The organism is Shewanella waksmanii (genome assembly GCF_043643685.1).
GTDB lineage: Bacteria > Pseudomonadota > Gammaproteobacteria > Enterobacterales > Shewanellaceae > Shewanella > Shewanella waksmanii_A.
Window position 1 is genome coordinate 306470 of the sequence record NZ_JBHZSN010000005.1, and the last position, 13339, is coordinate 319808.

At 45.8% G+C, this 13339-nt stretch carries 10 protein-coding genes; 2 read left to right on the forward strand and 8 right to left on the reverse strand.

The annotated features are described in order from the left end of the window. Nucleotides 1–47: 47 nt before the first annotated feature. Nucleotides 48–728 (reverse strand): DJ-1/PfpI family protein, encoded by a 681-nt coding sequence (locus ACHUFW_RS10125; RefSeq protein WP_394202720.1) that lies wholly within the window; start codon nucleotides 726–728, stop codon nucleotides 48–50. A gap of 424 nt (nucleotides 729–1152) precedes the next feature. Here ACHUFW_RS10125 and ACHUFW_RS10130 point away from each other — a divergent pair, with 424 nt between their 5' ends. Further along, entirely contained in the window at nucleotides 1153–4416 is a 3264-nt protein-coding gene (locus tag ACHUFW_RS10130) for an ATP-binding protein (RefSeq protein ID WP_394202721.1), read from the forward strand. A 54-nt stretch (nucleotides 4417–4470) separates the two neighbouring features. Here ACHUFW_RS10130 and ACHUFW_RS10135 read toward each other — a convergent pair whose 3' ends face one another. The 7 genes from ACHUFW_RS10135 to ACHUFW_RS10165 all read right to left on the reverse strand — a co-directional run bounded on the left by ACHUFW_RS10135 (nucleotide 4471) and on the right by ACHUFW_RS10165 (nucleotide 11588). Further along, nucleotides 4471–5655 carry an HD-GYP domain-containing protein gene (locus ACHUFW_RS10135; protein WP_394202723.1) on the reverse strand — a complete coding sequence of 395 codons (1185 nt, stop codon included), beginning with the start codon at nucleotides 5653–5655 and terminating at the stop codon, nucleotides 4471–4473. Nucleotides 5656–5901: 246 nt separating this feature from the next. Further along, entirely contained in the window at nucleotides 5902–6111 is a 210-nt protein-coding gene (locus tag ACHUFW_RS10140; RefSeq protein ID WP_394202725.1) for a hypothetical protein, read from the reverse strand. Between the two features lie 8 nt (nucleotides 6112–6119). Next, on the reverse strand, nucleotides 6120–6860 hold the full coding sequence (locus tag ACHUFW_RS10145; protein WP_394202726.1) for a DNA-binding protein: 741 nt from the start codon (nucleotides 6858–6860) through the stop codon (nucleotides 6120–6122). Nucleotides 6861–6864: 4 nt separating this feature from the next. Beyond that, nucleotides 6865–7404, reverse strand: coding sequence for a core component of ECF transporter (locus tag ACHUFW_RS10150; protein ID WP_394202728.1), 540 nt, complete (start codon nucleotides 7402–7404; stop codon nucleotides 6865–6867). Nucleotides 7405–7432: 28 nt separating this feature from the next. Continuing rightward, complete coding sequence (locus ACHUFW_RS10155; RefSeq protein WP_394202730.1) at nucleotides 7433–8110, reverse strand: energy-coupling factor transporter transmembrane component T; 678 nt, start codon at nucleotides 8108–8110, stop codon at nucleotides 7433–7435. After that, nucleotides 8103–9440, reverse strand: a complete 1338-nt coding sequence (locus ACHUFW_RS10160; RefSeq protein ID WP_394202732.1) for an ABC transporter ATP-binding protein — start codon at nucleotides 9438–9440, stop codon at nucleotides 8103–8105. Before ACHUFW_RS10160 ends, ACHUFW_RS10155 begins: the two co-directional genes overlap by 8 nt. Before the next feature lie 18 nt (nucleotides 9441–9458). Continuing rightward, nucleotides 9459–11588 (reverse strand): TonB-dependent receptor plug domain-containing protein, encoded by a 2130-nt coding sequence (locus ACHUFW_RS10165; RefSeq protein WP_394202734.1) that lies wholly within the window; start codon nucleotides 11586–11588, stop codon nucleotides 9459–9461. 388 nt (nucleotides 11589–11976) lie between these two features. Here ACHUFW_RS10165 and ACHUFW_RS10170 point away from each other — a divergent pair, with 388 nt between their 5' ends. Beyond that, a complete protein-coding gene (locus ACHUFW_RS10170; RefSeq protein ID WP_394202736.1) occupies nucleotides 11977–13335 on the forward strand; it encodes an isochorismate synthase in 1359 nt (452 codons plus the stop codon). The last annotated feature ends 4 nt before the right edge of the window (nucleotides 13336–13339 follow it).

The window sequence follows — 13339 nt, forward strand, 5'->3', positions numbered from 1 at the left end:
ATTTGAATCAACTATTAAATAGCTAAAGACAATAAGTGGTCACATTTCTATACTGAAATAGCATAAGGATCATTGTGGCTATCACTATTCCATTGATACTCAGTCAATTGCTCAATCCGCCGAGCTTCTGCTTCTCCAAAGGTTTGCTTAATGTAATGCAGTGCCGCATCAATTCCCGCAGAAACCCCAGATGAAGTCAAAAATTTACCGTCATCGACCCAACGAGCAGTCGGCTGCCAAGTCACTTGTGAATTCAAGCTTGTCACCCAGGCATAAGCCATTTTATTGGTTGTCGCACTCACACCATTAAGCACATCGGTTTTGGCTAATAATGCACTGCCGGTACACACTGAAAACACCTTTTTTGAAACTTTGCATTGCTTGGCTAACCATGCAGTTAGCGCCTTATCTTCAACCAACTTGCGAGTACCGATACCACCGGGCACCAAAAATAGATCACATGGCACCACATCAGGAAACTGCCTATCGGTAACCACTTTTGGCCCTTGATAACTGCGAACGATAGACTGACTGCCTACGAGACTAATTTGCGCATTTGGCATATGGCCCAACATTTCAATCGGCCCATGCAGATCCAGGGTCTCATAATCATCAAAGACTAACGCCAATACCTGATGTTTAGGCTTATCATTGCTAAACACTGACGGTGAAAGCACCGCGCTGACCAAGGCTGCACTGCCGCCAATAAGTACATCTCTTCTATTCATATCATTCTCGCTGCAAATTGATCTTAACTCCCCCACAAACCAATCAATGGCTTGTTAGAGTCTGTTTACCTATCGAAATAATTTTTGCACCAGTTAGTTGAGCTTGGATACAAAACTGAGTAAATGCCATGAAGCTCAAGACTCTGTTAATTCATAGCCCAGATAAAGATGCACGACAAACACCGCCTAACCACTTCGGCTCCAGGTAAACAGTCTCTTGTGCTTAGAAGCCTTAAGCCCTGTTGAGTTCACTGTTAGCAATAAGGAAACACTAAGCTGCGGGATAGGCCACGCTATAGCGAAAACTGCGATCTCGATAAAGCAGTTTAATCCTATGAAAAATCGCTTAATTTTATGGTGAAAAATGCAAAAACATGCCGCTGTTCTACACTTGTTACAGACTAATTTAAATTAGGAAGGCTCAATGGCGCTGCGCTCTTTCCCACTACAACTATCACTAAACTCCATCGGCACCAAAGTGATTGTTGCCATGTTGTCGATTAGCTTATTGGTCATTGTGTTATCAACCTCAAACTATCTCATGAATCAACGCGTTTCTACTGATACTAGCAAAGTCAGCTTGTATGAAATCCCGAAAGCCATTGCAACCATCAATATGCTCGATGAAATCGGCGATATGAATGCCAATATTTTAGAGTATTCGCTAGGGGAAGTAGATGAAAAACAAGAGTTTGACAAAAACCAAGCCGAGTTTTATCTATACCTAACTCAACTTAAAAACGCCCTAAAAAACAATGACAAACGCGTTGCTGAAATTGAGCAACTGTTTCAAGACTATCAAACCGCAGCCCGTGCAGAAGTCTTTAATCGTTACAATCCAGAGAGCGAAGAGTGGGCTAAGCAGCGAGTCAAAGGCCTCACCGAAGTCACAGGCCGCAAACTTGAGCAATTACTAGACTCATTAAAGCAAAGTGAAATCAACGATGTTGGCTCCCAGGCAGATCTCAGAGAGGTGATCAACGATGATCTGCCAGGGGTGCGCTACTATTTGGAACTCGTCGATGAAGCCGGTGATATGGTGGCTAATCTGACCGAGTACATCAGTGGGGTTTACCAAGCGAAGCAAAGTTTCGTCGAAAATGCGCAAAATTTTGAAGAGTATTTGACTAAACTAAAACCCCTTGAGCGGCGGCCCAATGAAATGGAAGAGCTAAACGATGTTGAGGCGCTATACAAGGTACTAAGGGATGGAGGCTTTGAAGTTTTTCAACGCTACAATGCCACCAACAAAATCACTGCGATTCAAGCCATTGATGAGTTAGAACACAAAACCTTTGCTCGCCTTGAACAGTTACTTGATGACATGTCTAAAGAAGCTGAGTCCAGCGCGTCCATTTCACTCAATGGTCTGCATGATATTACCGAATCAAATCAATATGTTTTATTCACCTCTTTAATATTGGTACTTATCCTCAGTGGCGGCATCATCTTGTTTACTTACCAAGTCATTATCCGCCCCATCACCAAATTAAGTGGCACCATGAAACAATTAGCCGATGGCGACACTGATGTCGAAATCGTCTACCTCGGTAAAAATGATGAAGTCGGCAACATGGCTAAAGCCATGGAAGTGTTCAAACGCAACATCATTGCCCGAAACCAAGCAGAGCGAGAACTGGTCGAGGCTAAGGAAAATGCAGAAGCGGCATCAAAAGCCAAAGCCTCCTTCTTAGCGACCATGTCCCATGAAATTCGCACCCCCATGAATGGGGTGATAGGCATGATTGATTTGATGTTAACCACGCAGATGAATCATGAGCAACGGCAAATGACGTCAACGATACGTAATTCCGCATTTTCACTGCTCAATATCATCAATGACATTCTTGATTTCAGCAAAATTGAAGCCGGTAAGCTTACCTTGGAACATATCAGTTTCTCGATGGAAGAGTTACTTGAAGGCGTGGTAGATACCATCACACCCACCGCAGATAAACAGCAAGTAAGTTTACAGCTTTATATCGACCCACAAATTCCGAGTCACTTGATTGGCGATCCAATCCGAATCCGCCAAGTACTATTTAATTTAATCGGTAACGCAGTGAAGTTTTCTGCAGGTGATCATCAGCAAGGAGCTGTGAAAGTCTTATTAACCATGGCAGATATGGGCAGCAAAAAAGTCACTTTTAATATCGATATTATTGATAATGGTATCGGTATTTCTGAGCAAGCCGTCGAGCTACTTTTCAAACCCTTTACCCAAGCCGAATCTTCAACAACAAGGCGATATGGTGGCACAGGTTTAGGCTTGGCTATCTGCTACAACTTAATCAACCTCATGGGTGGCAGCATTAAAGTCAGCAGTGAAGTCGGCAAAGGCTCCACCTTTACCCTCGACATGTCACTACCATATGTTGCCCAAAATCGTATTAACCTCAGTGAATATCAACACACTTGTAACTTCCTTGATATCCAATCGAAATGGCACCAGCAAGTAGTACAAGAGTACCTACAAGACAGTCAAATTCCGCTGCACAACCTCACTGCTGCCAAACTGCAAACCTTGCCAGCAGAGCAACACGATGTCATCACCATCATCACCGATAACCTGCCCTCAACCATCGCCCAATACGCTGACTATATGCAGCCACCTTACCACTTGCCTTTGCGATTTCTTGTGCTGGATTATGCGTCAAGAGGTGCAGGAATGATGGATGAGCGCACCTTCGCCATTGCCGCATCACCGTTAAAACGCTCTACCTTACTATTTGGCTATCGAGTCACCCTAGGTAAAGATAGTCCACTCGACATTGCCGAAGTCGAAGCTCAGGAGGTCATTGCTGCCGATGCCAGTGTCGAAGACGCGGAAGCCGCCGGTCGATTAATTTTAGTGGCTGAAGACAATCAAACCAATCAAGAGGTCATCAAACGACAGCTGTTAAAACTGGGCTATACCTGTTTAATTGCCAATGATGGCGTAGAAGCAGAGCAGTTATATCCGCAACACCAGTTTGCCGCAGTATTAACCGACTGCCATATGCCCAACAAAGATGGCTATGAGCTAGCTGCGTCACTTAAAGCTTCTCAAAAACAACAAGGTAATCGTATTCCGATTATCGCTATCACGGCCAACGCCCTGTTGGGCGAAGCTGAAAAATGCCTTGCTGCTGGCATGGATGATTATTTAGCCAAACCCATTGAAATGGTAAAACTCAAAAAAGTGCTACAACAGTGGCTGCAGCCTTCACATGTTGCGCCAGCTAAATCATTACCAGAGATGGAGCCGATGGCATTTTCTCCACCAGCTCAGGTTATAGCCAGCAAAGCTATCGATACCCCAATTCAGCTGGCTGGCCAGCCAGCAGTGGCAGCAACGAATCAACATACCGAGATGTTTGATGACAGTGTTATCAGTGATGTGTTTGCAGATGATGTAGCCGATTATGCTGCGTCACTGGCAGACTTTTTAGAACTAACCATGCCGCAACTACGCGCTATGGCCAAAGACAATCAGTTTGATATCTCCACCATTGGCCAAATTGCCCACAAATTAAAATCGTCTGCAAAAACCATGGGCATAGTACAATTAGCAGAACATTGTGAAATCATAGAGCAAGCGGCAAAACACCAAGATATTATTGCCATTAGTCAATCACTCAGCGCAATTTCAACCCAACTCGATGAGGTAGAGGCTGCGGTCAACCAACGTATTGCTCAATATCGATAGATCCGATCACGCCACTCGTCAAGCCTATGGTATTGAGAGTGGCGCTGAAAGCGGTTAGTAGAAGGGTGAAGGGTCTACATCTAGGCTGCTTGGCGAGACACCCCGTTCGATATGCAAGTCAGACTTTAACAGGTCCACCATCGCTACATCGACATAACGCTTATGCTTATTGGAGTAGAAGCATTTTAGCACTGGATGCAGTGCATCGCGGTTTTTGGCATCCCAGACAATACCCACTCGGCCATCGGATAACTCCACCAATGATCCAACAGGATAAACCCCCACACAACGAATAAACTCATACACCAGTTTTTCATCAAGGTGAAACGGCGTAAGACTCAGTAGCACTTTAAATGCTGCCGCAGGGCTCATGGCTTCTTTATAGCAACGTGTTGCGGTCAAGGCATCAAAAATATCCACAATACAACTCATGCGACCATGTAGTGGGATTTCATCACCTTTCAAGCCATGTGGATAGCCTTTGCCATCGAGCTTTTCATGGTGCATTAGGCACACATCTTTACTGATCTGCGACAGACCGGTGGTTTCAGCCATAATTTCCGCAGCATAAACTTGATGCAACTTCATATGCTCAAACTCTTCCGGCGTTAGGCGACCTGGCTTATTCAAGATCTCATCATTGACTTTGATCTTGCCGATATCATGCAAAATACCGCCAATGGCCATCTGGCGTAAGATGTTTTTTTCTAACTTTAAGTACTTACCAAATGTGATCAACAAAAAGGCCACATTAATTGAATGTTCAAGTAAATAGGCATCTTTTGTACGTAACGCCGACACACATTTCAGTGCATCTGTATCGTCGAGCACCGATTCAATCATGTTATCCGCTAACGCTTCAAACGGTTCAACTTCAACCGCTTTACCTTCAAAGGTTTCAGACAGCACCTTTTTCACTAGCCCTTTGGCTTCAACCAAGAGCTTTTTAGCTTTAAGTTGCGACTGCTCGCGATTAACGGTTTTCTTGACTGCAGGTTTAGTCGGTAAAGGGGTCGCCTTTTTCAAGCCGCAGCGCTCATCAGAGCGCTCAGCGTCAACCCAAACATATTGGATACCGCTTTTGCTCAGCTTATCGATCGACTCTTGGCTGCGTATCTGCCCCGCGTTGGACACTGACACAGGTCCGCGCTTATCAACCGCCGTAACAAACATGCCAACCTGCAAACGTGGTACTGGAATACGCATTAAGTCGGCACGTGGCTTTATGGTTTCACCCATCTAAACTACATCCCCCCGGATGAAAGCAAACAAGTTACTTTACGTTAAATTCTAGACCTTTTATCAACACTATAGTGACAAGTACAACAAAATAATACTGAAAAAGGGCGACATTTTATGCTGAGTTTGGGGAAATGGCTATACATATGATCAGCAAAATCGCTAAAAAATCACACAAATTCCGACCATACGACAATTTGCTTTAGCAAACGCTTAATTAATCAATTATTTGTCAATAATCCACCGTTAGCCAATTGGGTAATTAACACACTCAATCCCTGTCGCTAACCAACGACGAAAAGCACAATTCACACAGGAAGTAACTTGATCATCAACCTGCTCGTCTTCGTCATCTTCCATAAAATTTTGGCATTGTTGCGCCATGTGTTGTGACGCCTGTAAGTCACTATCAATTACCGCGCACCAGCGGCCATCCTGTTGCATAAATAACTTCATTGCTCCCCCTAGTAGCTTTTTAACTGCTGTTTGTCGGCATTGATCCACTGCCCAGCTTTGGGGGTCACTAAAATACTGTTTTGATGTTGCCGAAAAACTGCTTTGAGGTTGCCCGTCACCATGATCAGCTCAGACAATCCCACCACATTATCTTGCAAATCAATCACTCTATCTGCACCAGTCATTTCAATAAGCTGAGCTGCACTGTATATCTGCCCACTTTGCTTTGATAATAACTGTCCCTTAACTCGGCCATCATCGCCAAACAGCCTGAGGCCAATGCCAGCAATCGCCCCTATCACGCCATCACCACTACCACCATGCTCACTTAAATCCACGCCAGCTTGCTGTGCAAGTTGATAGGCTTGCGCTTTGGTTTTCACCATTTTTTTCGCTGCAAGACCAAACTCGATCAGTGCGGCTTCATCATAGTCATTATGTAGATCTAGCAAGGCTAATCCAGGATCGGAAGCAGAAGCCATTTGTTGTGTTAGGTGCGTAATAGCGATCGCTTTAGCCTGCAATAAAGTGAACCGAGTTCGTACCTGAAAACACATCGCACTATTGTGTGAGGTATAGGGGATATCGGGATGCACATAAAGTTGGTGGCGAGTGACGAATGCACAGCGGCTTAATTGCCCCTCACTCAGCAGCAATGCAATTTCTTGGGCAATTTCTCCCGTGCCTTTGGTACCGATGTCATCGGTATCATCAATGCAAATTAATAGGGAATGTGTTGTTGAAGTCATGGCTTCACACCTCATCTTTATGTAATAAGTCATGGCTTTTAAGTCGACGCAGCACCGTAGGTACAATCATGGCTGCAGCAACCGCAAATAAGCTGCCGAAAAATAGACTTTTTGCCGCTTTTACTAAAGAAACTTGCAAGCTAAAGCCCACCAGCAAATCTCCCACAAATCCTTTCAATGCCCAGGCCAGTGTCGCGGCAATCGCCAAGGCAATAAAGCGCCACAACATAGGCAATACACTAGGCAACAACAGCAGCGTGATATCCATTGCAACGGCTGGTAGCGCAAACTTAGCCAATATCAAAGGTCCGCCTTTGCCAACACTGAGTACCATGGCAACCAAACCGGCGAGTACACCACATAAGGTAATAGCACCATAGCGACCAACTCCGCCGTAACAGATCAAATAGAAGAAACACATTAAAAACATGGAGTGACCAGTTAGGCCAAGTTTCAGGCGCAACATGCTTTTCAGTGCCACCAACAAGGTGGCACAAAAACCAATAAACAAAGCATCCTGTAAATGAAAACTCTTCTGTGACATCTTAAAACCTCAAAAATACTGCCGACGCTTAATATCGCCAATGCGTCGGCTTTTGTTGCTCACCAAACTTACGCAGATGCGCGGCACAGGCCATTTGCTTAGCTAACTTCAACAGTTGAATAAGTAACGGAATAAAAATGCAATGAACCAGCTCTGGCCAATGACGGGGATTACGTAGTGCTCTAGCAGACAGATTGGCACCACGCATACGCTGTATGGCATAGATGTCATGAAGCTCATTAGCAATATAAGGTAAAACGGATAACGACGCCGCGATAACGAAAGCCCACTTTGTCGGCAAAAACCAGCTGAGAACTTCTGCAATTCGTTCGGGGGAGCAACTCATCGCCAACCACCAACCCGGTATGGCTGCGAGCAACAACCGACACACAGCGATCACCCCTTCAAACAAGCGATCAGTTTGTTGCAATAACAAATACAACGCACAAGTCAGCACTAGCTGTACAACAAACAGCTTGATTAAGCTCATCAGTTTGCCGCGAAGCCAACATCCGTGAACCAACAACACCAAATCAATCAATAGCAGATAACCCAGTAATGTTTGATCAACTAAAAAAGCACTGCTTGATAAGACCAAAACCAACAGCAAGGCCACTGCGCAAGCGATAGGACTATCGACAACAAAATAGCGCTGCGTTTTACTTTTAGCAGGATGGCAAAAGGACTTAACTGCTTTATTAGCCAACCGCTTTGACCTCCACGCAACCACCTAACAATTGCTTATCTTGTATGGTCCAGCACCTATCTACCTGCAACTGAGGTAGATGACGGTGACTTGCTAACACGATAGCGCAGCCCCGCTGTTTGGCTTCTTGCAGCAGTTCAGCTATCTGTTGGCTGTAACTATCATCAAGGCCAGCAAACGGATCATCCAGCAGCAAAATCCGCGGTTGTAGGCACAACAACGACGCCAAAGCGATCAAGTGTTGTTGACCATAAGACAGAGTATGGGGCGAGTGTTTGCTTAATTCTGCCAGCCCCAATCGTTGCAACATCTCCATGGCTCGTGATTGCGGCAATTTGAAACGTTTTAAGCTAAAGCACAGCTCCTCATGTACCGTTGCCTCGAAAAGCTGTCGAGAAGGTCGCTGAAATAGCATCATCAGCTGCTGAGCAAATCCCCCCAATTTAGGCCGTTTGCCAAGCACCTTTATTGGCACCTGTATGATGTCCGCCTGACAACCTAATAGCGTTTTTAACAAGGTACTTTTACCGGTGCCATTGCCCCCCACGAGCGTCACCAACTCCCCTCCAAACAACTGCAAGCCTGCGCAGTCAAACAAACGCTTACCGCCATCAAATTGCAGAGTAAACTTAGGGGCGTCGATAACGAGTTGTGATGTGGATTGCGGTGCACAGTGGGCTTGCGTTGCCGGAAAAGACAGCGGTGTTAACGGTGCTTTGGGCTGAAGTGTGCCTGAAGTTAACAACCATGAATGGCTATAGAATTGCTCAAAAGCCTGTGGCTGATGCTCAACAATCACAATCGCGATCCCCTCAGAAAGCAAGCGCTGTAAAACACTTTGCAACTCAACAACGCCGGTGTCGTCTAGTTGCGCCCAAGGCTCATCCAACAACAGGACATCAGGTCGACACACCAGCTGAGCTGCAATCATTAACCGATATTTTTGCCCCAAAGAAAGGCTATTTACAGGGGTCTCCAAGCTAACCCACAAACCAACCTCTCGCAAAGCTGATTGCACTAGGCCAATCATATCTTTGCTGGCCACCCCCATATTTTCGAGTGCAAAAGCGATTTCAGCCCCCACCGTTTGCCTTAAAAGCTGAACTTGTGGATCTTGCATCACCATGCCAACACTGGCATCAGAATAGAACTCACCCGATAACGGCCGTGGTAGCACGCCAGCAATAACCCCCAACAATGTGGACTTGCCACTGCCCGTCGCCCCAGTGATTAAATGGCAATCTCCGGCACAAATACGAAGATTGATATCTTTTAACACTCCGGTGTCCTGTGGTGAGTAGCTCAATCCCACATGGCTTAGTTGAATCATTGCTGGCTGCTTCATCGACTACATGCGCCACTTAATACCAGCAAAGATTTCACGCCCCGCTTGTGGTAGCGCCTGACTTTGGTAGTAGTTCTCGTCTAGCAGGTTACTCACTCGCAGGTACACATCGAGATGATCTGCAATAAGTGGTTGAATAAGGTTGATATCTACCAAGGTATAGTCTTGAAGCGACTGCTCTACCCAGACTTTGTTACCTGCCACCTTTTGTTGTTCATAAAAATGCTGACCCATGATGTGTTCAGCATTAAGGTTAACGCGCAAACCAAAATCAAATTGATAATCTGCCTGTAGACGAATTTGATGGCGAGGACGATATTCCAGAGATTGCATACCTGGTTTTGCATCTTTATCTTCGGTATCTAAAAAACTATAAGCCAAGTTGAGTTGTAGCTGGTCGATACTGTTGTTTTGTAATGCGATATCGACGCCTTTAAACTGATAGCGTCCCATATTCTGATAAATACCATCAGTATCTTTGGCAATATAATCTTCAGAGTCAGTATAGAAACCGGCTAACGACAAAGAAGTGTTTACGCCCATGTCTTGGGTTAGTCCTAGCTCTGCATGTTTAGAACGTTCAGCAACCAGTTGATCGTTACCCGAAGATTGCGAATAGAGATTGCGCATCGACGGGAAACGTACTTTTCTCGCTACACCTGCATGAAGCTGAGTCCCCTCAGTCACTTGCCAATAACCTGCAGCCTGCAAGCTATGATCGGTCTCATCATCAACTACACGTTGCTGTTGGTGTAGCGCAGCACCGAAGGTCAATCCATAGTGTTGCTGCTGGTATTGATATTCACCCGCTAGGCTATAAAGCCACGCTGAGTCATCAAAACTTTCACTGCCGCTACCGTTTCCTCCGCCGCTACCATTTCCACCGCCGCTGCCGTTTCCACCGCCGCTGCCGTTTCCACCACCGCTGCCATTTCCACCACCGCTGCCATTTCCACTACCGCTGCCATTTCCGCCGCCACTGCCATTTCCACCGCCGCTGCCGTTTCCACCACCGCTGCCATTTCCATCGCCAGCATTGGTTGTGGTCGATTGCCAATGTTGACGCTCAGCAATTAATGACGTGGTCAATAGATGCTCAGGCGTCAGGCTGGTTATTAACTGAATATTTCCGCCTTGCACGGTAGACGTGCCATCTTGTGTTCGTTCTAGTACTTGATAGCTGTCATCCACATAACGGTTTTCTACCACATCACTGCGGTTGTAATACCCATATCCTCTAAGGGTAAACATCGAATTAAACTGATGACCGATGCCAACTTGGAAAGTCTGCGAGTCATAATCATCGACGCGCTCATACTTAGGCTTCCCTTCACTACTGCCGTCCAGCGCGGGTTTGCCCCAATCACCAGTGCGAACACTGAAGTTCGCTGAAAGCTGAGTTCGTTCACTTAATGCATAACTACCTTGTCCATATAAGCTGCTCAACTGACGATCGCTGTTATCACGCACATCGCCAGTTTCAGTGCCAGTTGCAGGGTAGTTGCTAGACAATGGAAAACCGTCAGTTTGTTGATGTGAAGCGGACAATAGCCCCTGCCAACGCTCACCAGAGCCTGCCACACTGATATCGCCATTAACCGTGTCATTGTCGGCCACTTCTATGGAGCCAGACAGGTTAGGCGACGTTTCTCCCTGCTTAGTGATGATATTGATCACCCCACCGGCACCACCAGGACCGTACAGTACGGATGTGGGTCCAACTGAAACATTTACCGCTGCTATTTGGCTCGCAGGTATCACGCTGGGATCAAATTGCCCATCTTCGGCACCATTGGCGGGCACACCGTTGATAAAGAACAATACATGTCGTGCTTTAAAACCACGCACATCGACCCTAGGAGTGCCTTGACCACCCACGCGCACATAAATGCCTGGCACATTCTTCAAAATTTGATCAAGCCGCGTCACACCTAGCGCCTCAATCTCATCGGCAGAAATATTCCAACTGGTCGTCGCAGTTTCAATCGCTGTTGGGCGCTCTCCCTTAACCACGATAACCTCTGATACATCAAGAATGGGTGCGCCCAGTTGGTCCGCACAACTAAAGAAAGGGGTCGCCGCTAAAGCAAGGGATAAAGTACTCAGACTCAATATGTTATGTTTGTTTTTCATTGCTCTTATGACATCTAACATGATTAAAAATCATATTTTTCAGAGCATCATCACTAACAACAAGCAAATAAAACCAAAAAACAAACCTAGATCGACTAATAAAAACAAACAACCAAAAGTGAGGACATCAAAAGCGACAAAATGTCCCAGAAAGACAATTTGTCAGACAAAAATTCACACCTCAAAGTGGGTAAATGAACGACCCCTTGTTGCACATTTGCCGAGCAAGTTCACAGGTTAAAAGCCTGCGACTTGACAGTTTTTGGCTAGACTATTAGTTTGTGGTAAAGATTCTTATTACCAATTGTTTGTCCCACAAAAGTGGTAGTGGACTGAGTAGATGGGCTCGGCACGCAACAGTTAATTCTGGTAATTTTTGGAGTATTGATTGAGCGCCACCTCACTAGCACAGGCTATCAAAACCCTCACCGCTAAACTAAGCAAATTACAGTTTCAGCCCTATGGTGAACCGATCGTGCAACTCTCTACAGAGATGAGTGCGTTGCCAACGATTGCCTGGTTGGCAGCTCAACCCTGCTACCCAAAAATCTATTGGAAGGGCCGAGATACCCAAGAAGAAGTCGCCGCTATCGGTGGCTGTAAGGACTTTGTTTTTGACGACAGCACCGATGACAACCAGATGTCATTGGAATATCAAAGACAACGCTCACTCTCAAGTAATCAAGACATTCGCTACTACGGTGGTGTAGCTTTTGACAGACAAACCACCAGCTGGCCTGAATATGGTCGAGCTCACTTTGTCTTACCGCGCGTAGAGATGCGCCGCAGTGGTAACCAATACCGACTCGTTGTTAATCTGAATATTGAATCTTGTGATGCTGAAACCGAACGCCAACTAGCGATCGAAGCATTACAACAACTTACACCGCCAGCACCACTTCCTCCGCCAAACAAAATTAATTTATTAGCCCGTAGTGACCGTCCCGATCGTAATCGTTGGACCGAATTGGTTAATAAAATAACCCATGACAAGTTCATCAAAGAAACCCCCAAAGTCGTGTTATCGCGATTAACACAACTTGAGGTTGATGAGAAAGTCGATCCATGGATGCTGCTGGCCTGCTGGCAAGGGCGCAATAGCAATAGTTTTCAATTTGGTTTCCAATTTGACGCTGATAGCGCCTTTATCTCTTGTACACCTGAGCGCCTATACCGTCGCCGGCAACGAGAGCTGTTTACCGAAGCACTTGCGGGCACAACCACCCGTGGATTGAACGAAGAAGAAGATAGATTACTGGCTAATCAGCTACTGGAAGATGGTAAAAATAGCCATGAAAACCAGCTAGTAAGAGAACATATTGTCGATGCACTGACACCGTTAAGCCATTATGTTGGTGCCGATGAGTTAGCAAAAGTCTTTAAACTCAGCCACATTCAACATTTGCACCGCGCCATACGAGCTGAGCTAAAAGCAGGTGTAGATGACTTTCAAATTCTGCAGGCTTTGCACCCAACGCCAGCAGTGGGCGGCTTACCCAAAGAATCAGCCTTAAACTTTATTCGTCAGCAGGAAGGTTATGCCCGCGGCTGGTATGCCGGCGCTTGTGGCTATTTTAATAAGTATGAAAGCGAATTTGCCGTAGCAATTCGTAGCGCGCTAATTGAGCCCAACCGCATTAACTTGTTTGCCGGTGCGGGTATTGTTAAAGGCTCAGAAGCGGCTGCAGAATGGAGTGAGTTAGAAAATAAGCTCGCCACAGTGTTGTCCATTCTTACTGAATTATAACAAC

Excerpts from the sequence above, each read along its gene's own strand:
- ACHUFW_RS10135 (WP_394202723.1), bottom strand. The coding sequence starts at position 5,655 with ATGGGTGAAACCATAAAGCCACGTGCCGACTTAATGCGTATTCCAGTA.
- ACHUFW_RS10160 (WP_394202732.1), bottom strand. The coding sequence starts at position 9,440 with ATGATTCAACTAAGCCATGTGGGATTGAGCTACTCACCACAGGACACC.
- ACHUFW_RS10165 (WP_394202734.1), bottom strand. The coding sequence starts at position 11,588 with ATGAAAAACAAACATAACATATTGAGTCTGAGTACTTTATCCCTTGCT.
- ACHUFW_RS10150 (WP_394202728.1), bottom strand. The coding sequence starts at position 7,404 with ATGTCACAGAAGAGTTTTCATTTACAGGATGCTTTGTTTATTGGTTTT.
- ACHUFW_RS10145 (WP_394202726.1), bottom strand. The coding sequence starts at position 6,860 with ATGACTTCAACAACACATTCCCTATTAATTTGCATTGATGATACCGAT.
- ACHUFW_RS10140 (WP_394202725.1), bottom strand. The coding sequence starts at position 6,111 with ATGAAGTTATTTATGCAACAGGATGGCCGCTGGTGCGCGGTAATTGAT.
- ACHUFW_RS10125 (WP_394202720.1), bottom strand. The coding sequence starts at position 728 with ATGAATAGAAGAGATGTACTTATTGGCGGCAGTGCAGCCTTGGTCAGC.
- ACHUFW_RS10130 (WP_394202721.1), top strand. The coding sequence starts at position 1,153 with ATGGCGCTGCGCTCTTTCCCACTACAACTATCACTAAACTCCATCGGC.